Below are 23131 nucleotides of genomic sequence, written 5' to 3'. Positions count from 1 at the left end.
TCATTTGACGACCAACCCCTAAACCTGAGATGGAGCCCCTTTAGATGACCAACCCCGTACTGGCTGAAGTACTTGCCAGTTATGTTCCCAGGCTTATCCAAAAACGAGTCGCCCTAGATCCCTCTCCAATTGAATCGCCAGTAGCAGAGGACATCCAGGCGGCTGTTCTTTTTGCGGATATTTCTGGTTTCACGCGCCTCACAGAACAACTCGCTGAGGCTGGTCCATCTGGAGTCGAGGCGATTGCCAATATCCTCAACGAATATTTTGGACAACTTATCAACATCGTCCATCACTTTGGTGGGGACGTGGTCAAGTTCGCCGGTGATGCCGTCATCGCTGTCTGGAATATCGCCTCAGATACCATCCCCGCAGGGGGCAACGGGACAGCTGATTCAGTCTCGAGAGCCGACCAGTGGCAATGGACAATGCGCGCGGCCGAATGTGCGCTCGAGATCCGTGCACGCCTTTCCAACTACAAAGTAGAAAATGCGAACCTCTACCTCAAATTGGCGATCAGCACCGGGAGCATCACCACCGCGCATGTAGGTGGCGTGTTCAATCGCTGGGAATTTTTGCTGACCGGGAACCCACTGATCGAAGTGGGCCTTGCCAACAGCCTCGCCAATTCAGGCGATATTATCGTCACGCCCTCTGCATGGAGATTGATCCGCAACGATGGGGAGGCGGACCCTCTCGAGTTTGAACTCAAAGAATCCATTGCGCAAGGCGGACGGCTCAAAAGCCTGAATAAGCCTTCTTCCATTTTTGAGACACCTGCCAAACCGATGATCCCTGAAGGCGCTGAAGGCTCCTTGCGTCCTTACATACCGGGTGCCATCATCAATCGCCTCACCGCTGGGCAAAGCAGTTGGATCGCGGAATTGCGTCGCGCTACTGTATTGTTCATCAACCTCCCTGATATCGATCAAAAGACAGAACTGGCCGACGCGCAAAACGTTGCGCGCCTTGTGCAACGATCTGTGTATCGGTATGAGGGCAGTATCAACAAGATCAATGTGGATGATAAAGGCATCACTATTGTTGCCGCGATGGGCTTGCCGCCGTTCTCCCATGAAAATGACCCGGCACGTGGTTTGCAAGCCGCGTTGATGGTTCGCAAGGAATTATCGAGCCTCAAGATACGCAGTAATATCGGCGTGGCAACAGGACGCATCTTTTGCGGATCCATTGGCAACGACTCACGGCGCGAATATACAACGATAGGCAATGCTGTCAATCTCTCTGCCCGTTTGATGGCTGTGGCGGGACATCAGGATGAGTTGATCGATAAGTACGATGTGCCGATCCTATGTGACCGGGCTACATTCGATGCGGCAAAAGATTCAGTGGAGTTCCAGGTTCTTCCGCCGCAACAGGTCAAAGGTCGGTCTGAGCCGGTTGAGGTTTTCCATCCAATTGATGTAAAGAAAAGTGTCATCCGCCCTGCGACAGAAATGATCGGACGTCAGGAAGAAAAGGCTTTGATCGCGAATGCCCTGCAGGAATTGGCGCGCGGCACACCGCAACAGACTTTGATCGTGCAAGGCGAGGCAGGGATCGGAAAATCGCGTTTGTTCGAGGATCTGATACGGCAGGCCGAAACTCTGCATGTGCATATGCTTACCAGCACGAGCGATCCCATTGAGAAGTCGAATCCGTATCACGTGTGGCGCCCGATCTTTAACAAGATTTTTGACATTGAGGAACTGCTTGGTAAAGTAAAGTCGATTGATGAGGCTCGCAACATCATCACGGGCAAGGTCATGAAGAAACTGAAAGAGATCGATTCAGACCTTGTGCGTTATGCGCCTTTGCTTGATGCCATCCTGCCGATCCAAATTCCTGATAATGAATTGACCTCCGCCATGACGGGTGAAATTCGCGGCAGTAATATCCGTGAACTTCTTACACGAGTTCTTTCACATGAAGCCGCAAATGCTCCACTCCTGCTTGTGCTGGAGGATCTGCATTGGTTTGACTCCACCTCGTGGACATTGCTCGTGGATGTTCAACTCAAGGTACGCCCGGTCCTGCTTGCGTTGAACACGCGTCCACTGCCAGACCCGGTGCCGCTTCAATTCAAACAGCTTTTAGATTCTCCTGAAGCGCGCCTCATCAAGCTCGAAGTGATGATGCTTGACGATGTGGAGGCGCTTGTCTGCCAAAGATTAGGAGTCAAGTCTATCCCGCCGATGATCGGTCGCTTGATCCGCGAAAAATCGGAAGGGCATCCGTTCTTTGCGGAAGAGTTGGCGTATGCTTTACGTGAGGCCGGTATTCTGGTGATCAACGATCACGAATGTCATATCAATACGCGGTTTTCGACGTTTGAAGATATTTCTCTGCCAGACACATTGCAAGCCGCCATTATCAATCGCATTGACAGTCTCAACCCGTCACAACAACTAACGCTCAAAGTAGCCAGTGTGATCGGGCGTATCTTTACGTTCCGCGTGTTGGAAGCGGTTCATCCCATTGAAGCGGATCGGCCTCAACTCCCTGATTACATGGACTCTCTCACGCGCCTGAGTCTGACGATGGTGGAATCAGAACTCCCTGATCTTTCTTACATCTTCAAGCATGCTGTTACACAGGAAGTAGCCTACAACCTGATGCTGTATTCACAGCGCAGGAGATTGCACCAGGCAGTTGCCGAATGGATCGAACAGACGCATTCCGAAAACCTCGATCCGTATTACACCTTGCTTGCTCATCACTGGGTACAAGCCGCTGAAGTCAACGCGGACTCTATTCAAAAGGCAGTGATATATCTTGAGAAGGCTGGTGAACAGGCCATGCAAAACCATGCCAACAAAGAGGCGATTCAATTCTTCACACAAGCCTTGGAATGGGATGCGAAATTACCCAAGCCTGATAATAAAGCGGCCACTCATAAACGTCAGATACAACGGTCTCGTTGGTATAGCCGTATAGGGTTGGCGCATTATGGGTTGGGGTCTTTACCTGAATGCAGTAAAAATATCCGTGAAGCATTGCGTTTATTGGATAGCCCCATCCCAGATTCGAGTATTCAGTTTGGGTTGAGCTTGTTCCCGCAGATCACACGGCAGATTTTCCATCATTACTTCCCGTCACGTTATATCGGCTCGGTGCATGGCGATGAAAGAGAAGTAACGCTTGAAGTGACGCGACAATATGAATTAATGTCGCGTATCTATTTCTATTCCAATGAGACCCTTCCCATCGTGTATACAGGGTTGCGCTTGCTGAACTCGGCGCAAAAAGCTGGGCCTTCTCCCGAATTGGCTTCTGCCTATGCCAGTATGTCTGTGTTGGCCGGGATCGCTCAATTGCATAAGCTTGCTGAAACCTATGCGGAGAGAGGCGTCTCCATCTCGAAAGAATTTAATCAGCCATCGAACCTGATCACCGTCAATGTTGTCACCAGTGCGTACAACATCACAGTTGGTAAGTGGAAGGATGTCCGCGAGAAAGTGGAAGAAGCAAAAGCCCTCTGCGAACAACTTGGTGATTATCGTCAGTGGGGCGATTGTGTTGCCATGCTTGGTGAAAGCGCCTTGCTCGCGGGTGATTTGCAATACTCGATGGAGATGCAAAAAGCACTGTTGGCCGATGCGCGTCGCAGACGGAGCCCACTGCATCAGTGTTGGAGTCTGCTTGGGGTGGCAGTGAACAACCTCCGTTTTGGGAAAGAGGCGGAAGCCATCCCCATGTTGGAAGATGCGTTGAAGATTTTAGATGAGACGCCCAATCTCGCTTCGTCTATCGAAACGAATGGACAGCTCGCGCTTGCTTATTTTTATGCTGGTCAGGAAGAACAGGCATTGCCTCATGCGAATAAAGTCCTTGAGCTTTCAGAAGGACTTTCGCCAACTGTATATTCGATGAATGCTGGTTTTGCGGCGATTGCCGAAGTGTATTTTGAATTGTGGGAAAAAGCGCTTCGTACCAACGGGACAGCTGATTCAGCGAAATATCAGTCTCTTGCCGAAAAGGCGATCAAACGATTACTGTCTTTTCGAAGTGTCTTCCCCATCGGTGAACCGGACCTGCATTATTATCAAGGCTGGTTCGATTGGTTGACGAACAAACAAGCACAGGCATTGCGTTCCTGGCAAAAGGGTCTCGATTCGGCATTACGGTACAACATGCGCTTTGAAGAAGGTTTGATCCGCATGAAACTGGGCATGGCTCTTGCAAGTGACCCGGCTTCGCGCAAAGTGCATCTCGATAAGGCGATCAGCATCTTTGAAAAGATGGATGCTGTTCCCAAATGGAAGATGGCAAGAGAACTGGCTGGTCAGTTATAAATTTGCTGTAAAACTCTTTTCATGAAAACTTAAATTTCAATAGGAGGAAGCATTTGACTGCTTTTTCGACTGTAGCTGAAATCCCCGGGCCATCACCTGTGCCAGTGTTGGGTTGGTTACCGGAACTTGTCCGTTTTGCATTCAATCCATTACTTGCTTTGGAAAACTTACAAAAGAAATATGGGGATGTTGTCCGTTTGGGGTATGGGAAGGCTCCTGCGGTCATTGTGTTTAGCCCTGAGTACAACCGTGTCGTTTTACGCGATCCATCTGTGTTCTACAGCTACAACCTCGATTTTATTCCCTTGCCATTCCCTCGCGATCATGCAGTCTCACGTGTGATGAATAGCATGCCCTTTTTGAATGGGCCCAAACATGCCGATCATCGTGCATACATGCTTCCTTATTTTCATCGTAATTTTATCGGGCGTCATCATGACGCTTGTGTGGAAGTGACTGAACGGAAACTGGCCTCATGGAAGATGGGGGAGCAGATCGATCTGCGTTCCGAAATGGAACAACTGGCGATGTGGCTGGCAACCAAACCTATTCTCGGTCTTGACCCTGAGAAAGAAGGAGAAGCACTGGGGCATCGTCTTGAAAACAGTTTGAAGTTGATGTTTTCACCTTTTGCGCTTTTGTTTCCCTATAATATTCCGGGCACACCCTTCCACCGTTTGCTAAAAAGTGCAGAAGAGTTGGAGCGCGTAGTCAAAGATATTGTCGCCACAAGAAAAGCCAAGGGTACAGATGGGGATGATATTTTGTCAGCGTTGATCCGCCTCCACGAAGAGGACCCAGCACGGATGAGTGAGAACGATCTGATCGGTCATACGATCATGTTCCGTGGTGGATATAGTCCGAATGGTATGGCGCTTTACTGGACGATTCTGCTTTTAACTCAGCACCCTGAGTTCTTCAAAAAAGTTTTAGCAGAGATCGAACAGGCTATGGGGGAGGAAAGTCCAACCCCTGAACAGCTGGATCAACTTCCGCTTCTCGATGCCGCGCTCAAGGAGACGATGCGTCTCATCCCGGCTGGCATTTGGACAGCGCGTTATGCGATGGAGCCGTTTCAACTGGGCGATTACCGATTGAAAAAAGGGACATGGGTAATGATGAGTGCGTATGTTACGCATCGCATCCCTGATGTGTTTTCGGACCCGTATAAATTTTTGCCAGAGCGTTGGTTGACCATTCATCCCTCCGCATATGAATTCATGTCCTTTTCGGCGGGCCCACGCTATTGCATCGGTCAACCGCTGGCGATGATGCAGTTAAAGATCGCGCTTTCGATTATCTTGAGACGCTACTCCTTTACGCTCAAATCTGGCACGAAACTGGATTGTATTGGGTTGAATTCCATCCGCCCGAAAAATGGATTGTATATGACCTTGGGGGAACGCGGCGACGTTCCATCTCCTGCACCTCTTGAAGGGAATATCCGAAAGATCGTTCATTTTGACTGATTGAATAAAACCCTACCTTGTCATTTTTTAGACAAAGGACCGCAATGAGAAAGGGAATGCCCGTTCATTGCGGTCCTTTGTTCGCAAATTAACACTTTTATAGGTCTTATTCGTTTAGTCCGCCGGTTATAATTTGGAAGGTCATTGCAAATGAAATTTTATTTTCTGAGGAAATATGAAAGTTAAATCAGCGATCATTGTTCTCTTTGTGTTCTCTTTTGTGTTGGCATCTTGCGGTGGGCAAGTTGCCAACGCCCCCACTGAAATTCCTACAGCGGAATCAATTGAAACCCATGCCATTGTGCTGGGAGATATATCCGATGACCCGACGGAAGTGATCGAGGGGACCCAACCGTTGGCCGATTATCTTGCCAGCCAGTTGGGCGATTACGGTATCACTGAAGGTCAGGTTCGTATCGCCTCCTCCACCGATGAGATGGCGAAACTGCTGGCAAATGGGGAAGTGGATCTGTATTTCGATAGCACCTATCCTGCCACGTTGATCAGTGACAAGGCCGGAGCGAAGATCATCCTGCGCCGCTGGCGTTTTGGCGTGGAAGAATATCAGGGTGTGATCTTTGCCAGTGTTGCAAGTGGCATTACCTCCATCGATCAGTTGCCCGGCCATATGGTTTCCATGGACGCGCCATATTCCACGTCTGGTTTTCTTTTACCGGCTGTTCATTTGATGGAAAATGACCTGACCTTAACTGGAAAAAAGAGTTATGGTGACCCTGTTGCAGACAATGAGATCGGTTTTGTGTTCAGCTATGATGATACAAATACTCTCCAGTGGGTTTTGAGCGGATTGACCGATGCCGGGGTGACAGATGACTACAATTTTGATGTCGCTTTTCCTGAAGATGCCAAGGCACAACTGGTAGAATTGGCCCGTACCGAATATACGCCACGTCAAGTAGTAGTGATGCGTTCAGGCCTTGACGATACGTTGGTGCAGGCTATTGTGAAGGTGCTTACTACCATGCATGAGACGGAAGCAGGCAAGTCTGCGCTGAAGCCGTTCCAAACATCCAAGTTCGATGAATTTCCACAAGGTATTGATGTGGCTACAGCGCGTATGCGTGAAATGATGCAACTTGTACAGGAAATAAAACTTCCTTGATTTATGAATTGATTTGATGAGACGCGCCTCGTTACGTATTCAAAACTACTGGCAAAAAATGTCATTGCAAGCCAAAATATCTGGCTTGATGAGTTTACTTGTTCTGGCAACGGTCCTTGCTCTGACGTTTCTTTCCATCCAACGGGAGCGCGCGAACTTTCAGAAAGAATTGCTGGAGCAGGCAAACCTGCTTTTGGATACCACTTCACTTACATTGCGCGATTCGCTCTATAATCTGCAACTGGATGAGTTGAGCGATGTGGCAAAAGTGGTGGGCAGTAACCCGGATGTAACGGTTTTCATCGTATATGATCAAAAGGGGAAAGTACTGGTTGATTCCTCGCAAGCAAACTTGGGGTTTTCACAAACACCGGATCCGCTTGGAGAGAAGTTATTAAAGCTCAAGGCAAACGATGAATACTCTGAATGGCAGGATGGACAATTACTTGCCGGACGGTCTGTTATTCTTGGAAATCGTCCGATTGGTGCTGTAGTTACCGGTCTTTCCACTGAACCGTTGAATCAAAAAATACGAACGATTACCTTTCAAGGTATTCTTTTGGGTTTGATCACTCTGTCCATCGGAGGAGCGCTTACATTTCTTTTGACAAGGCAGATCATCAACCCGTTGAGCGCCGTAGCCAATGCCGCTGTGAAAATGTCTGAAGGCAATTTTTCCATGCGGGTGGCTGAGACATCGAAAGATGAGATCGGTCGTCTGGCAAGAGCATTTAATGAGATGGCCACTGGTTTGCAGGAACGTGAATGGTTGAAGGACCTGTTTGGTCGCTTTGTCAGTCAGGAAGTGGCTGATGCGATCCGCAATGGGCAGGTCGTTCTGGAAGGGGAGAATCGCCTCGTCTCCGTCCTGTTTTGCGATATTCGTGAGTTTACTGATTTTTCAGAACGTCATACGCCGCAGGAAGTGGTCAAGCTCTTGAATGAGTTTCTCCCTTTGGTGGTGCAGGCGGCTCAAAAACATAATGGCATGGTCAATAAATTTGGTGGGGATAGCACGTTGATCATTTATGGTGCGCCGCATGAAGTGAAGGATAATGCCTTCAAAGCTGTATCCACTGCTCTTGAGATCCGCACGGCAGTTCGCCAGTTGAATGTCAGCCTTGCTGAACGAGGCGAAACTTTACGTGTGGGTGTAGGGATCAACACCGGCTTTGCGCTTGCCGGTGCGGTTGGACCGATGGAGCGACAGGAATATACGGTTGTCGGTAATACGGTCAACCTGGCCGCGCGCATTGACGGGCTGAACAAACAATTCCCCGAACACGATATCCTCATCAGCCCGTGGACGTATGATGCACTTGGCGATCACCGTGAGAAGTTCAAACTTATTTCATTGGGGTCTGTGCAAATTCGCGGACGGAATGAGCCGGTAGAGATCTGGGCAGTTCAGGGTAAGGTATAGAAAATTCCCTGCCACAATTGATATAACCCAAAACAGAATAATGCGACCGCTGAAGCGCCGACCAATACACGGTTCACTTTCGGACCGAGTTCTCTTGCCGCGCCAAAGACCAGAATAACAGCCGCGATGCCTGAAACGATGGTGATATAAAAGCCTGCAAGAAACCCGATCCCATTCACTGGTGCTTCGCGCCAGCCTCGCAATAGGATCGGCCCCGTTACCAAACTCCAGAAAATATAAGGGCCTGGGCTGAGCGTATTCATCAACGCGGCCTTCAACACACTTTGACTTGTGTTTGTTTCAATCGCAGGGGTGTGCATGTCAAAATTCTTCCATGAACGATATGCACCATAGGCAAGATATAGAACGAACAATCCCCCGGCAATATAGAGAAAACGCTGAAACCAAACAGGGACCTGACTCAACACGAGCAAGCACAATGCGATGATCGGGCCGTCACTGATGAGCGGGGCAAACATGGCGGGCAATGTCCGCTTCCAGCCGCGCATCAGGGTTTGAGAGATGATGTAAGTTTGAAATGGACCGGGTTGCACGGCCGCGGCGAATCCATAACCTATCCCTTGAATGATGTAAGTCCACATACTCGGTTACTCTTCGAAAACGAACTTCGTCGGGTTTTCGTAGAACAGTGTCCAAGCGAGACATTGACGTGGAGTGAACACATATAGCCCGCCTTCGTCCCATTGTGTTGATTCAGGTGAATAACCCTGGCTTGCATATTTTTTACCGATGGCCGCCGCCAGGATCTTTGCGAATTCCGGTGAAGGTTTTTCGGCTGGTTTCGATACACCTTCCATGATGACGGCTTTGTATCCGCTTTCAAGATGAAGCGTAACATGCGGGTTCTTTAGGATGTTGCGTGAATGTTGTGTTTCGGGGCTTCCATCGTAGTACAACTTGTTATCGATGAATGCGCCCCAGCGTGGAACCACATGTGGCCTGCCGTCAGCGCGTACGGAAGAAAGCCAATAGTTTTCAGAATCGGTTAATTGCGCGGTGACCCAGCTCCACTCCACGAAAGATGCGGGGTTGTCCGCATATCCTTTGGGCAACTTGGGGCGCAAAACTTTTGGTGATGTCATTGAATACTCCTTGCCCAACTTGCGATGACTTGAATATCTTGCGGCGATGTGCGGCAACAACCACCGATCATGTGTGCACCTGCGTGATACCAATCGCGCGCGTGTTCGCCGAACGATTCAAACAGAGGATCGTTGTTCCAATCTTTTTTTTCAGCGCTGTATGATTCGCCAGAGTTGGGATACACAAGGATCGGTTTGGCCGTTGCTTTCTTCGCTTCTTGAATCAGCGCTGTGATAAACCTTGGTGATGTGCAGTTGACTCCTACAGCCGCCACTTGCGGACTTGACTCAACTTGCCTGATACATGCTTCGAGCGTTTCTCCCTCACACACATGCGCCTCATCTCGGCAACTGAAGCTGATCCACGCGTGGACGCCTTGAAACTCGCCCAATAATTTGACCAACGCCCGCGCCTCGATGGGGGATGGGATGGTCTCGCACGCCAATACCTCAGCGCCTGCTTCGATCAATGCTTTCATGCGCGGACGATGAAACTCGATCAACTGTTCTTCGGTCAATCCGTAATTTCCACGATACTCGGAACCATCTGCCAGGAACGCACCATACGGCCCGACCGATGCGGCGACAAAAGGCTTTACCCTCCCTGCACGATTTGATTCGTCACTCCAAAACTCATCGCGTGCTTCAAGTGCCAGCCGCACGGATTTTTGGATCAAGTCAATTGCTTCGGCTTTGTTCAAGCCGCGTTTCATAAAGCCTTCAATGGTGGCTTGGTAGCTGGCCGTGATGACGCAGTCTGCGCCTGCCTTGAAATAATCGTAGTGAAGTTGTTTGATGGCTTCGGGTTGTTCGAGCAAGATCTTTGCCGACCACAGATCATCTTTGAGGTTATAGCCACGATGTTCTAATTCAGTGGCGAGAGCGCCGTCGATAACGAGGGCAGGTTGAAAGTTGAGAATAGAGGCGATGGGGTTCATGGTCGGTAGGATACCATGAAATGCGAATCGTTATTTCCCTAATAACTGTTCATTGAAGAAGTCCGTTAGCCGTCTTTCATATTTGCGCGGATACGTATCGTGCATCATCAGGTGGGGCACATTCTTTTCCTCCCACAAAAAGCGCGGATCGTGTGCGGCTTCGTAAAGTTCCCTGCCCGCAGTAGGAGGAGCAACCGTATCTCCCAAAGGATGCACGATATACACCGGGCGCGGACTGATCTTCGCAATGTCTTTTAGCGGATCGATCTCGCTGAGGTTGATGCCCGTCTCAAGTTGTGCAATGGTCTTTGCCATCGGGTTGATGATGGGATACGGCACGAGATAATCGAACTCTTCATCGAGCGAGGCAAAGGAACTATCGATCCAGAGCGCTTCGATCTCAGGGAAGATGGCCGCGGCACGGATGATCGTTGCCCCGCCCATGGACCCGCCCCATGCGCCGATATGTTGTACATCGGGTTGCGCAAGTGCGTACTTTAGCGCGGCTTTGACATCGAGCACTTCGAGATAGCCAAAGGTGGAGATCGTGCCGCCACTTTCGCCGTGTGCACGCGCGTCCCAGGATAGGACGCCATATCCTTTATCCACCAGCACAGCATGGACCCACTCGGGGCGGTTATCGCCGTATCCATGTGCGAGCAGGATCACAACTCCGTTTTGTGGAGGCGTATACCATGCCGAGAGACGGATGTCGTCTTCGGTGATAAGGTCGAGTGATTGATAGGGGATATGTAATTTACGGAGTGTGTTGCCCGGTGGAATAATGCGCGGTGGATGCAGAGCGTTGTTGACCGCAATGAAAGCGATCAGGATGGTTGAGAGAACCAGGAGAGTGGTTGTTTTCCCCGCAAATGCCAAAATGGATTTTACTTTGTTATTCCCGTGAGTTTCCTTCATGAGTTCACTTAACGGGAGAAGGGCCAGTGAAGTTCCCTTCTTACACAGAGACCCTAAAGGTCTGCTTCTCTTTCAGGGATTTGATGATTTCCAAAAAGACCCTTAGAGGCTGTTTAATAAATCTTAAATTTAGCAAGACGTCGTAGCCCAAGTCGGATCATCAAGATATAAATAAAAGACTCACTGGATTGCACCAAGCGCTCATAGTCTCTAGCCATACGACGATTGCGCGTGATCCAAGCATTAGTTCGTTCAATGACCCAGCGTTTGGGTAGAACTTGAAATCCTTTTTGGTTGCCTACCTTCAAGATGAAGGTGATCTCAGCTTGAAGTTCATTTTTGACCCAATCAACGAGGTGCCCACGATAACCACCATCAGCAAAGATTTTTTGCAAACGCGCTCTGAGAGACTTCCTCTTTTTCAATTTCACCAGAGTTTCTTCGCCAGCATAAACATCTTGTACATCAGCGGCAGTGACTTTGGCCAGAACTACGAGCCCCATCGTATCTGTAATCACATTTCTTTTTCGTCCTTTTATCAGTTTGCCACCATCAAAACCAATTTTTTCACCACCTTCTGCACTTTTTATGCTTTGACTATCCAGAATCATTGCACTCGCTTGTGGACTACGCCCTGCTTGAATTCGAACGCGCTCTCGAATGATCGTATTAAGCTTTTCCCACATGCGGTTCTTCCCAAACTGTCTAAAATAATAATAGACTGTTTGCCAAGCAGGAAACTCATGTGGTAAATCTCGCCAAACACAACCATTTTTGACAATGTAAAAGATGCCATTCATAATCGCTCGCCAAGGTATTTCTCGTGGTCTGCCTTTGCGCTTTGCTCTGGGCAAGTATGGCGCAATTTGCTTCCATTCGGTATCATTCAGGTTAGTCGGGTATTCTTGGTTTGATTTGGTCATCATCCAAGTTTGCCCGATTTTTCCTCTTTTTCCTATTTATTAAACAGCCTCTTAGGGTCTTTTACAAGAAAAAGAGATCTGAATTTCAGCGAGTTTGATTTACCCACCCTTGTCGTTCGTTTTCTTTCGCCCGAACCCAAAGAGAGAAAAGAGATTCCATGTCTTGCGATTGTTTGATGCATCTGCGGGCATGATGAACGCCACCATATCCTGCCTGACGGCACAATTCCCAGCCAGATATTTTGTCTCGCCGCTTTGGTTTTCTGTTTCTTCCATACAACTGGAAGGTAGATTGTCGCCGTATCGTTTCATAAGATAGTCCTATTTTGATTGGGATAAGTAGTATTGTACGAGATGATGATATAGAGTGAACTGGCAGTTGCTTTATAGCTTTTATTATATCCAGCCTTTTGCTTTTGCCTTTTCGAAGATTATATGCATTTCATCTTTAGTCATCATCGGTGCAAATTGACCATAAGCCCATTTGCCGTGCATTCGAGGCTTTTCAGCAATCATGTAATAAGCAATACGAAACTCTTCTCGACCATCTTCAAACTTAAGTTTGTGTAAGCAAAAAGCCTTGCGATTATTTGACGGAGCGAGAAATATCTCTTCGTCTATTACTTCGTATGAAGTTGGCTCGCCGTTGATTTTCTTTATGTACGATTTACAGCCAAGCCTTGATTTTGGTAATTCCATTTTCTGTTTCCTGTTTTCAATAATAATACCTAGACATGAGTTAATGCTTATTTAAACTCCCAATGACCTTTGTTAGCGTTGAAATACAGATAATATAAGTCGTTTCGGTTGTCAGTATAACCGCTCTTTTTACTGAGAGTTGTGTATTTAACGCGATATTTTTGGGAGATACCGTCTTTTCCCTCGTAGGTTATATCAATAGGCTCATTGATACTCCCGATTGCATTCCAATTGTCTTCAAATGAAGAATACGACATGTCCAAGCGTTGGCGAAAATCTAGCGATAAATACTCCCATAGATAATCATAGCTCCTGGTTGCCCAAATTTGATGAAAATACCACCTCAAGAAACCCTCGGGGTTATCTGGGTCAAATTGGGGATCAAGAATATCTTGAGAATCTTCAATGGGAATATTTGTAGGCTGTGAAACTACTACAGTCACAGAAACGTGATTGGATGGAGATTCTGGCCCAGAGAAAAATTCCTGAATACTTTGTTTGCCAGAAAAAAAAGCAATAATGCCAATAATAGATGCTATAAGGCCAATTATTACAACAATTGGTTTATTGCCTAAGTCTGTTTTGTTTGATGATGACATAATTTCAACCCTCATTCAGCAGCATTGATTAACTTGTTAAATCAATTAAATTTTTTCACAGATATTGTGAAGGTTATCACCAAATCGATTATACATTGATATTTTGATTTACTGCTAAAACAAAAGTGTCAGAGGATTTATTCTCTAGGATTCTCAGACAATCAACGACAAATTGTCAATTTCCTCGCAGTCTTGATCTTGTACAGTCTCCCTAACTTCGCAGCGCTGGCGAGTTGACTTCAAACTACTCCATCGCTATATGAATCCCATCTACGCACCCGGGGGCAGGAGGGGCGGATGGGGATTCAGGAAATTCCAGTTGGTCACAACAGGGATACTTGTAGACCTCAGAATAATCATGTCGAGCGTCCGCGGTTCCTACATGAATTGCTTTCTCTGGGTGATATCGATTGGAAAGGCACAGATTGTTCTCTTTTGGGTCATCGGGGTCGAATTCGATTCCGCAATTCTTGCAGATTTTCTTGTCCATCGGATACTCCTCCATCTATCTGAAAACTAAGGCAATGGATGGATTATAAGACCGTCTTTGTGGCACGACAATAAAAGCCTCGGAGAAATTTCTCCGAGGCTTTTATTTCAAAAACTAAATTTGCGTTACGCGTTCACATCGTAATTTTCAGGCAACCAACAACAAAGAACCAACTCCCTTGCTGCCTTGACCTCGTCCATTCTGCCGAAGCGTGTTGTGCTTGGGGCGTTGTGGAGCAACTCAGGCTGAGACTTGGCTTCCTCCGCGATCTTGATGAGCGCATCGGCGAAGGCATCGAGCGTGTCTTTGTTCTCCGTCTCAGTCGGCTCGATCATCAGCGCTTCGTGGACGATGAGCGGGAAGTAGTTTGTGGGTGGGTGGAAGTTGTAGTCCATTAAGCGCTTGGCGATGTCCAATGCGCGCACATCACTGCCTTCGAAGCGTCCTTCCGCGACGAACTCGTGCATGCAGATGCGGTCATACGGAACCTTGTACGTTCCGCGCAGGCGCGCCTGCAAATAGTTCGCGTTCAACACCGCGTACTGTGAAATATCCTTGAGACCATCGGGTCCATGCATGGCGATGTAGGTGAAGGAGCGCACGAAGCCACCACCGAAATGTCCGTGGAAGGCTTTCATGCGTCCGATCGTTTTGGCGGGTTTGATGAAACCATAGAGCGGAGGTGTATCGTCCTCGCCTTCTTCGACGATGCCAACTAACGGTTCAGGCAGGAAGTCTGCCAGATGTGCGGCGACTCCAACGGGACCTGAGCCTGGTCCGCCGCCACCATGCGGGACAGCAAACGTCTTGTGCAGGTTGAAGTGCATCACGTCGAAGCCCAAGTCACCCGGGCGGACGATGCCAAGCAAGGCATTCAAGTTCGCGCCGTCGCCGTACATCAAACCGCCGCATCCGTGAACTAACTCAATAACCTTCTCGATGTGTTCATCGAACAGACCGAGTGTGTTCGGGTTGGTGAGCATCATGCCGACAACAGTATCATCACAGGCGGCTTCGAGCGCTTTCAGGTCCACGTTGCCGCGTTCGTCAGAGGGGATGGTGACGACGGTCATGCCCATCATACCGACCGAGGCGGGATTGGTCCCATGTGCGGCATCGGGGATGAGCATCTTCTTGCGTTTGTCATCGCCGCGTGACTTGTGATACGCGCGCATGATGAGCACGCCTGTGAATTCTCCGTGTGCGCCTGCGGCGGGTTGTAACGTCACACCAGCGAAGCCGCTGATCTCTTTCAACCATTCCTGCAATTGAAACATCAACGCAAGGTTGCCTTGTACAGTTTCAATGGGTTGTAGTGGATGCGTAAACAAGAAGCCTGGCAAGCGGCACGTATCTTCGTTGATCTTCGGGTTGTACTTCATCGTGCAGGAACCCAACGGATAGAAGCCGCTGTCCACGCTGTAGTTGAAGGAGGAGAGATGCATATAGTGTCGCACCACGTCCACTTCGGCGAGCTCGGGCAGAGGCAGGTCTGGGCGTAGTAACGCTTCGGGAGGCAGAGCAGTTTCGGGGACGTCTGAAGCGGGCATCGTCACGCCGGTGCGTCCCGGTGAGGATAAGTCGAAGATGGTCGGTTCCACTATCTTTGCGCTAGGCGAAGACGTAGTCGAAGCGTTAGCCATGATCCACCTCCGATAACACTTCGATGAGCGTGTCAATTTCTTGCTTCGTGTTCATCTCAGTGACAGCGATCAACATTTGATTCGCAAGCGATGGGAAATCCTGACCGAGATCGTAACCGCCGATGATGCCGTGCTCGAGCAGATGCGCGTTGATCTCCGATGCGGGCGCAGGACACTCCAAAACAAACTCGTGGAAGAAAGTTCCATCTGAAACTTTATAACCTTTGACCTTGTTCAATTCGCGCGCGGCGTAGTGCGCCTTTTGATAACAAAGTTCAGCGACCTGCCGCAATCCTTTTTTGCCGAGCACCGAAAGATAGACCGCTGTGCCGAGTGCGATCAACCCTTGATTGGTGCAGATGTTCGATGTGGCACGTTCGCGTTTGATGTGTTGCTCGCGCGCGGTGAGCGTGAGCACATACGCGCGTTGCCCGCGCGAGTCAATCGTCTCACCGACGAGGCGCCCTGCCATTTTGTGCACCATATTTTTTCGCGTTGTGAAAAAACCAACGCTGGGTCCGCCGTACCACATTGGGATGCCGAGCGGTTGTCCATCGCCCACGACAATGTCCGCGCCCATCGAGCCAGGCGTTTTGAACATCGCGAGTGCTGTTGGATTCGCCACTACACACACAAGCGCGCCCTTCGCATGGACATCTTCGATGAGCTTTGTGTAATCATAGACTCGCCCGAAGAAATCTGGATATTGGACAATGACCAAACACGTATTGTCATCCACCTGACTGGCAAACGCTTCAGGACTTAACTCGAGGTCTGATTCAGCGTCACCAGCGGATTCCAATTCCATGCCTTGTGTGTACGTTCGGACAACTTCGCGATATTGCGGATGCAAACTCGGCGACATCAACACTTTTCTGCGTTTGCCGCGATACTGTGCAAACGCCAGATTTACTGCTTCGGCTGTTGCCGTCGCGCCATCGTAATGCGACGCATTGGATACATCCATACCAGTCAGTGCAGACATCAAGGATTGATATTCAAAGATGGCTTGCAATGTGCCTTGTGAGATCTCTGGCTGATAGGGAGTGTATGCTGTATAAAACTCACCGCGCCGTAGCATGTGGTCCACAACAGAGGGGATGTAGTGATTGTACATACCCGCACCGAGGAAGGACACCAGGTCACTGCGCACGTTTTCGTTTGCATTGGCAAGGCCTGAGAGTTCATCCATCGCTTCCATTTCGGTCAGCGCGGCGGGAAGATTTAATTTGGGGAAACGATGTTTGACGGGGATGGCGTCGAACAAGTCATCGAGTGACTTAACGCCGACCGTCTCCAGCATCGCATCCCGTTCCTTTGGGGAAATTGGGATGTAGGTCATATTTAGCTCCGAGCAGTTAGCAGTTAGCTCTTAGCTGTTGGCTTTTAGCCTTCGCTAAACGCTAATAGCTGAATGCTAATGACTTCTTTCTTTGCAATACTTCTCATACGCCGCGGCATCCATCACATCGCCAGCGGAACCGCCCTCGAATTGGATCATCCATGCTTCGCCGAAGGCATCTGTGTTGATGGCTTCAGGTTTGTCTGCAAGTCCTTTGTTCACAGCAACCACTTTTCCGCCTGCGGGAGCATAGATCTCAGCCGAAGCTTTAACTGACTCTACCGAAGCAATTGCCTTGCCCGCTTCGATGGTGTCACCCTCGTCCACGAGGATTTCCACGAAAACAATATCGGAAAGTTGTGACTGGGCGTAATCGGTAATACCTACTTTACCAGTGGCAGGGTCGAACCATTCATCGGATTTGGTGTATTTCAAGTTGGCAGGGGTGTTCATTGTTCTATATCTCCTTTGGGTTATGTTTGGAATCCAACAGCTTGCTGTTGTAAATTCCAGAGGCAAGCTTCTGGATTCCATGTGGGGGATGGGCGAATCAAAAAGGCGCACGGAAACTATCCATGCGCCTCTGTAAGTGGACCTGAGAGATTAGTGTAGTCTTTTGGTCTTCTTGTCTTTGGCCTTCTCGTCTGGTGGACTCGAAGACTAGCAGACTATCGGACTAGCAGACTGAAACTTTACACCGTCGGTATTCCTCGCAGTGATTTTCTGCGGAGAATTTTCCAGAGTTTGGTCAGGTACAGGGTCCTTTTGCCTGAGAGATTCATCTGGGCTCGCCTTGTTCCCAGATTTGCACCTTCGGCTCTCTTAGTAGACCTGACATGTCTTAGTGTGTATTCGTTCTTTTTCTGTCTCCGCATAGACATAGGTTATGATCAACCAACCTTTTGCGGAGACATGTCAGGTCTTAAGAGCATCTTCCCTGCTGCCCGTTATATTGTGATTTGATTCTACGGTTTAGAGGGGCCAAAGTCAAGAGGAAGAGCGCCCTCTTTTGGGTAATATCACTTTTCTTCAGGTGGTGAGAGTTTGGGCTCTTTTTCCTTTTGCAGTATCTGTTTCAACTCATTGATCGTGGACTGGTATTTTGGGTCGTTGATGGCGTTATCCATTTCGTAAGGGTCAACTTTGAGATCGTAAAATTCCGAAAGGTCGTTGTCAGTTTCAATGTATACGGCGTCACTGGTGTGGACGGCGGTCCAATGTCCACGCTCGGGCCAGGCCTCCAGCAAAATGGATGTTCGCCAGTCTGTGTTGCCATTCAGCAATGGGATCAGTGATAACCCGTCCATGACTTTGGGCGGCTTTGTTTTGGAAAGCTCGTAGATCGTGGGAGCAATATCGATGTTTGCCACGATCTTGTTTTCCACATATGGTGTAGGAATCAGCGCAGGATACCGTATTGCAAACGGAACTTTGACCACTTCTTCATAGGCCGTACTTTTGACGTTCATGCGGTGCTCGCCCCAGTGCATGCCGTTATCTGAGAGGAAGATAACAACTGTATTATCAAGCTCGCCAGTCTCCTCCAACTTTTTCATGATCGCACCAATCGAGCGATCCAACGCTGTAAGAGTCAGTATCTGCCTCCTGCGGGTGTTGTCTATTGTTGTGATATCACCTTCTGAGAGTAGCGGCTTCCCGGCAATGGATGCCGGTTTGTCAGAGTTATCTGCCTCATTAAAGTTTGGTGGACGATGTGGGGGCAGATCTGGGTATAGTTCTTTATCTTCTTTCAAAGGCGTATATGGTGCATGAGGCGCATTGGGAGTAAAGAACAATAGGAAGGGTTTTCTTTGCTTGGTGGCCTGATCGAGATATTGCTTGGCGTAATCTTCAAACAGGTAAGTCATGTACCCGGTCTTCTTTTCCCATTTGCCGTTGATGTTTAAATTAGGGTCGTAATAAGTGGGAACTGTCCCGCCATAAAAGGAAACCCAGTAGTCGAACTCTTGGCGTTTTTCTCCGTCCCATGAATTCAGGTATTTTCCGACCAGGCCGGTGTAGTATCCGTTTTTGTGTAGATCATCGATCAATGTTGGTAGGTAGAGCTTGTCTGTGTTGACATGAACATAATGGTCGTGTGCATACAGCCCAGTCATAATGCTGGCGCGGCTCGGACAGCAGAATGGCGTGGTGATATATCCGCTTGAGAAAGTAACGCCCTGATCGAAGATCAATTTCTGCGTGTTGGGCATGTATTCCATGGTGTCGAAGCGCTGGTCATCTGTGATGATGACGAGGAAGTTCGGGCGTTCATCTTTCGGAAGCAGACCACAACTCCCTGTGGAGAGAAGAATGAGAATTGTTAGTGCGTATTGAAGAAAAAGAGTTGTTTTTCTTTGCATGAGTTCTCCTGAATGTTTATGGGGTGACCGTGGGAACGATCTTGGGTTGTGCGATGTCATCCATGATGGTTTTGTATTGAGCGATCATGTCCTGGTATTCTGGGTGGTTGATGAGATTTTCCAGTTGAAAAGGGTCTTCTTGTAGATCATAGAATTCTGGGTAGGTATCGTTCTCACCATAAAAATACCGTTCGGATCGCACGCCTACATAACTGCCATCTCGAACCCCGCCTTCGAGAAGCAGGTAATCACGCCAGGTTCCCTCGTGTTTGAGCAACTTGAGCATGGATTCACCGTCCATGGAGGCTGGAATGGGAATACCGGCCAAGTCAAAGACGGTTGGAGCGATATCAATGTTGGCGACAAGTTTGTTTTCAGTATACGGTGTTGGGATAAGTGGTGGATATCGAATCGCAAACGGAACGTGGACATTCTCCTCGTAGTAACGGTTCTTGACATTGTTGAACCTGTGTTCTCCCCAGAATTCTCCGTTGTCTGAAATAAAGATGATCAACGTGTTATCCAACTCGCCAGTATCTTTTAGCGCGGTCATGATCTTGCCGATGGTGCGGTCAAGGGAAATGAGGGTGAGTAGCGCATCACGTCTGTGTGTATCCACTTCTTGGATATCGTTATCGCTCAGCAATGGACGGTTTGCCAGCCAGGCTGGTTTATCGGATATATCTGTTTCGTTGAAACTAGGTGGACGGGACGGCGGCAGGTCTAGCAAAAGACCTTCATCTTCCTTGGCAGGTGTGCTGGGGAGGTGGGGGGCATTCGGTGTAAACAAGAGAACAAAAGGTTTTCTTTGTGTCGTTGCTTTGTTCAAAAACTCAATTGCATAATCGCCAAGCGCATAAGTAACGTATTGTCCCTGTAGGCGTTTCCATTCGCCGTTGATGTTCAGGCGGGGGTTGTAGTAGCGCGTTTCGCCATTGGCATACGAAACCCAGTAATCATACTCAGGGCGTGGTTCACCTTTCCAGGTGTTGAGATACTTGCCGACCAGCCCGGTATAGTATCCGTTCCTGTGCAGTACTTCCATGAAAGTGGTGTACTTTAGCTTATCGTCATTTTCTCGAACGTTGTGATTGTGTGCGTACATTCCAGTTAGTATGCTGGCACGGCTTGGACAACATAACGGTGTGGTCACAAATCCGTTGTTAAAGGTCACGCCCTGATCGAATATTTGGGATTGAGTTTCGGGCATGTATTCCATCGTGTCGAGACGTTGATCATCTGTGACGATGATGAAGATGTTGGGACGTTCATCTTTCGGGAAAAGACTGCATCCTCCTGTTGATACCAGGATGATGACGGCCAACATCAATTGAGAGATAGATATTGTTCTTTTCATTGGTTCCCTTTCCCGTTTATTGTATCTGAACTTACAAGCTGTCACATAATCTGGTAAACCGAGCTACGGATATAAGAAAACGCCCCGAAATTTTTTCGGGGCGTTTTGGTTTGCACAGTAAATTAGTTTTTCGCGATTTTACGTGGGGCGCGTTTTGGCTTTTCGGGCGTCTCTTCAGGAGCAGGTACTGGCGCTTCCTCCATCAGTGGAGGAATAGGTTCCTCGATAACGGGAGCAGGCTCAGGGTCCGGTAGTGAGGCGGGCGCGGGAGGAGTGACAGGTTCAGGTGCAAGAGTCCCATTCAGGCGTGCGAAGTAATCCTTGACCACAGCGTCATTGTAAAAGACCAATGAGAGAATACCGACAGCCATTGAGAAGACATTGAATGTGAGGACGGATGCAACTTCGAAGATCGCGATATTCGTGGATGGCTTTACGGTTTGCGGTGGATTGCTGAAAAGCTTGGCGGCGTAGATCAGTTCAAAGACGCCCAGGATGGTTGGCAGAATGGTAAGCGGCGTGCAGATAATACCGACAACGGTTGCGAGCACAGCGCCTGATGCGGCAAAGCCCCAAAACAGGTTGACGATACCGCTTGCGAGGGTCATCCATGCAATGACAAGGATGAGGGTGGGTTTTTGTTGTGTGTTCATGAGTTTCTCCTAAAACGATTTCACTTCATATACGCCCTTGTAGGAGATTGGTTGCAGAGCGATCAATCGGGAACACCAGAAGCTTTCAAATCCTTTAAGTTCAACTGCAATGTACTGCGGCCGTTCCATTCGTTGGCTTCGAGCGTGAACATCACATCCACGCGCGGTGGCAGGGATGACTGCAGACCTCCCAAGCGGAAACCGATGCAATCATAGGATGCGCCACGCGAATCTTCAACGGATAATTTGAGATGCCTGCCATCGGCGCCGACTGTGCGCGATGATTTGACTCGCACATCTCTGGCGACAAAGACCGCGTCTGGATTCCCATAACCGGTTGGTTCAAGGTAATTGAGATGTTTCAACACTTCGAAATTCATCTCTTCGAGTGACACCTCGATATCTGCTGTGAGAGTCTGACGGAGGTCTTTACCCTCGAGCTGCTCTTTGGCGATCGCTTTCAAGCGTGTAACGAACTCTGGCAGGTTTTCGTTTTTGACTGTGAACCCTGCGGCGGCGGCATGGCCTCCATGGCGGACGAGTAGATCCTTGCACAGGTCGAGCGCATCGGTGATGTGGAACTCTGGGATGGAGCGACAAGATCCGCGAGTTTCTTCCGGTCCCTTTGCGGCGACGATGGAGGGGCGGTAATAGGTTTCAGTGAGACGTGAGGCGGCCAGACCAACAACGCCAGGGTTGAAGCTTTCGTGTGCGGCGAAGAGCAGAAAGGCTTCGGGGTCTTCGCTCATGGCGATCTCTTCGGCCTGCGCCTGCATGGATTTGGTGATAGTCTGCCGATGGCGGTTTTGCACATCGAGTTGTTGCGCGAGTTGACCGGCTTTCATGAAGTCGGTTGTGGTGAGCAATTCAAAAGAGGCGAGTGCCGATTCGAGCCTGCCGGAGGCGTTGAGGCGCGGCCCAAGCATGAAGCCGATGTTACCTGCGGTGATCTTTTCGAGTTTTGTATCTGCAACACCGGCGAGGGAGAAAAGTCCCTGTCGTTTAGTTTCGCGGATCTGCTTGAGTCCTCTGCGAACGAGGATGCGATTCTCGCCGACCAGTGGAGCCAGGTCTGCGACGGTGCCGAGGGCAACAAGATCAAGAAGGTCTTGCAAGCTGACAGTTGATGACCGAAGACCGAAAAGTGCTTCGGCAATTTTGTAAGCGATACCAACGCCAGCCAATTCTTTATCTGGATATGGATCGCCGTGTTGTTTGGGGTTGATGACGGCAAGGGCAGGGGGCAGGTTTAAGCCGTCGGGGTGGTGGTGGTCACTGATAATCAGATCCAGCCCGATGGTTTGAGAATGAAGCGCTTCGTCTGGCGAGCGGATGCCACAATCCACGGTGATGACCAGTTTGACGCCGTCGGCTTTGAGAGAGTCAAGAGCATCTTTGTTGAGGCCGTAGCCCTCCTCAAAGCGATTTGGAATGTAGCCGCGTACATTTGCACCAAGTCCTTCAAGCGCTTGCACGAGTAATGCGGTGGCGGTGACGCCATCCACATCGTAATCGCCGTAAATGGCGATGGGCTCGCTATGATCGAGCGCGAACTGGATGCGATCCACGGCGGTTTGCATCCCGATCATTTGGAAGGGGTCTGTGTTTGAGTTGGGCTCGGCCTTGAGGAAGGTGCGCGCTTCGGCATCGGTGCTGTAACCGCGGTTAAAAAGGATCTGCTTGAGGATCGACGGGAACTTTACTAGCGCTTCGTCGGCTTGGTTGGTGATCGGAGGCTGTATGACCCAGCGTTTATTGTGCATTATTGGTCTGTCCATTCCCATACTAGAATT

The 23131-nt window shown here is 49.2% G+C and carries 20 protein-coding genes; 4 read left to right on the top strand and 16 right to left on the bottom strand.

Going from position 1 to position 23131, the window contains the following annotated elements:
• Positions 1–44 precede the first annotated feature (44 nt).
• The 4 genes from IPP66_22715 to IPP66_22700 all read left to right on the top strand — a co-directional run bounded on the left by IPP66_22715 (position 45) and on the right by IPP66_22700 (position 8310).
• On the top strand, positions 45–4295 hold the full coding sequence (locus IPP66_22715) for an AAA family ATPase (GenBank protein ID MBK9928093.1): 4251 nt from the start codon (positions 45–47) through the stop codon (positions 4293–4295).
• 53 nt (positions 4296–4348) lie between these two features.
• Positions 4349–5764, top strand: a complete 1416-nt coding sequence (locus tag IPP66_22710; protein ID MBK9928092.1) for a cytochrome P450 — start codon at positions 4349–4351, stop codon at positions 5762–5764.
• 175 nt (positions 5765–5939) lie between these two features.
• On the top strand, positions 5940–6887 hold the full coding sequence (locus IPP66_22705; protein MBK9928091.1) for a phosphate/phosphite/phosphonate ABC transporter substrate-binding protein: 948 nt from the start codon (positions 5940–5942) through the stop codon (positions 6885–6887).
• Positions 6888–6903: 16 nt separating this feature from the next.
• On the top strand, positions 6904–8310 hold the full coding sequence (locus IPP66_22700) for a HAMP domain-containing protein (protein ID MBK9928090.1): 1407 nt from the start codon (positions 6904–6906) through the stop codon (positions 8308–8310).
• On the opposite strand, the gene IPP66_22695 is transcribed toward IPP66_22700, so the two are convergent.
• The 16 genes from IPP66_22695 to recJ all read right to left on the bottom strand — a co-directional run bounded on the left by IPP66_22695 (position 8295) and on the right by recJ (position 23101).
• The gene (locus tag IPP66_22695) at positions 8295–8912 is read right to left on the bottom strand and encodes a LysE family transporter (GenBank protein ID MBK9928089.1); all 618 of its coding nucleotides are present in this window, start codon (positions 8910–8912) and stop codon (positions 8295–8297) included. The two genes, IPP66_22700 and IPP66_22695, sit on opposite strands and share 16 nt — an antisense overlap.
• A gap of 6 nt (positions 8913–8918) precedes the next feature.
• Positions 8919–9413, bottom strand: a complete 495-nt coding sequence (locus IPP66_22690) for a pyridoxamine 5'-phosphate oxidase family protein (protein ID MBK9928088.1) — start codon at positions 9411–9413, stop codon at positions 8919–8921.
• The gene (gene mmuM / locus IPP66_22685; GenBank protein ID MBK9928087.1) at positions 9410–10351 is read right to left on the bottom strand and encodes a homocysteine S-methyltransferase; all 942 of its coding nucleotides are present in this window, start codon (positions 10349–10351) and stop codon (positions 9410–9412) included. The genes IPP66_22690 and mmuM overlap by 4 nt, the downstream gene beginning before the upstream one ends.
• A gap of 30 nt (positions 10352–10381) precedes the next feature.
• Positions 10382–11269: an alpha/beta hydrolase gene (locus IPP66_22680; GenBank protein MBK9928086.1), complete on the bottom strand. Its 888-nt coding sequence runs from the start codon at positions 11267–11269 to the stop codon at positions 10382–10384.
• Between the two features lie 113 nt (positions 11270–11382).
• On the bottom strand, positions 11383–12195 hold the full coding sequence (locus IPP66_22675) for an IS5 family transposase (GenBank protein ID MBK9928085.1): 813 nt from the start codon (positions 12193–12195) through the stop codon (positions 11383–11385).
• Positions 12196–12291: 96 nt separating this feature from the next.
• Positions 12292–12504, bottom strand: a complete 213-nt coding sequence (locus IPP66_22670; protein ID MBK9928084.1) for a hypothetical protein — start codon at positions 12502–12504, stop codon at positions 12292–12294.
• Positions 12505–12588: 84 nt separating this feature from the next.
• Entirely contained in the window at positions 12589–12891 is a 303-nt protein-coding gene (locus tag IPP66_22665) for a hypothetical protein (protein ID MBK9928083.1), read from the bottom strand.
• Between the two features lie 47 nt (positions 12892–12938).
• A complete protein-coding gene (locus tag IPP66_22660; protein ID MBK9928082.1) occupies positions 12939–13490 on the bottom strand; it encodes a hypothetical protein in 552 nt (183 codons plus the stop codon).
• Positions 13491–13734: 244 nt separating this feature from the next.
• Positions 13735–13980 carry a hypothetical protein gene (locus IPP66_22655; GenBank protein ID MBK9928081.1) on the bottom strand — a complete coding sequence of 82 codons (246 nt, stop codon included), beginning with the start codon at positions 13978–13980 and terminating at the stop codon, positions 13735–13737.
• Positions 13981–14105: 125 nt separating this feature from the next.
• Positions 14106–15623: an aminomethyl-transferring glycine dehydrogenase subunit GcvPB gene (gene gcvPB, locus IPP66_22650; protein MBK9928080.1), complete on the bottom strand. Its 1518-nt coding sequence runs from the start codon at positions 15621–15623 to the stop codon at positions 14106–14108.
• Positions 15616–16965 carry an aminomethyl-transferring glycine dehydrogenase subunit GcvPA gene (gcvPA, locus tag IPP66_22645; GenBank protein ID MBK9928079.1) on the bottom strand — a complete coding sequence of 450 codons (1350 nt, stop codon included), beginning with the start codon at positions 16963–16965 and terminating at the stop codon, positions 15616–15618. Before gcvPA ends, gcvPB begins: the two co-directional genes overlap by 8 nt.
• A 75-nt stretch (positions 16966–17040) precedes the next feature.
• Positions 17041–17418, bottom strand: a complete 378-nt coding sequence (locus tag IPP66_22640; GenBank protein ID MBK9928078.1) for a glycine cleavage system protein H — start codon at positions 17416–17418, stop codon at positions 17041–17043.
• 566 nt (positions 17419–17984) lie between these two features.
• Positions 17985–19328 carry a sulfatase gene (locus tag IPP66_22635; protein ID MBK9928077.1) on the bottom strand — a complete coding sequence of 448 codons (1344 nt, stop codon included), beginning with the start codon at positions 19326–19328 and terminating at the stop codon, positions 17985–17987.
• Positions 19329–19344: 16 nt separating this feature from the next.
• A complete protein-coding gene (locus IPP66_22630; protein MBK9928076.1) occupies positions 19345–20685 on the bottom strand; it encodes a sulfatase in 1341 nt (446 codons plus the stop codon).
• Between the two features lie 122 nt (positions 20686–20807).
• Positions 20808–21338 carry a hypothetical protein gene (locus tag IPP66_22625; GenBank protein ID MBK9928075.1) on the bottom strand — a complete coding sequence of 177 codons (531 nt, stop codon included), beginning with the start codon at positions 21336–21338 and terminating at the stop codon, positions 20808–20810.
• A 62-nt stretch (positions 21339–21400) separates the two neighbouring features.
• Positions 21401–23101: a single-stranded-DNA-specific exonuclease RecJ gene (recJ, locus tag IPP66_22620; GenBank protein MBK9928074.1), complete on the bottom strand. Its 1701-nt coding sequence runs from the start codon at positions 23099–23101 to the stop codon at positions 21401–21403.
• Between the last annotated feature and the right edge of the window lie 30 nt (positions 23102–23131).

Origin of the sequence: Candidatus Defluviilinea proxima (assembly GCA_016721115.1) — a bacterium.
Lineage (GTDB): Bacteria > Chloroflexota > Anaerolineae > Anaerolineales > Villigracilaceae > Defluviilinea > Defluviilinea proxima.
Note: the sequence above shows the minus strand (reverse complement) of the source record. Positions and strands in the feature narration are given on the sequence as shown.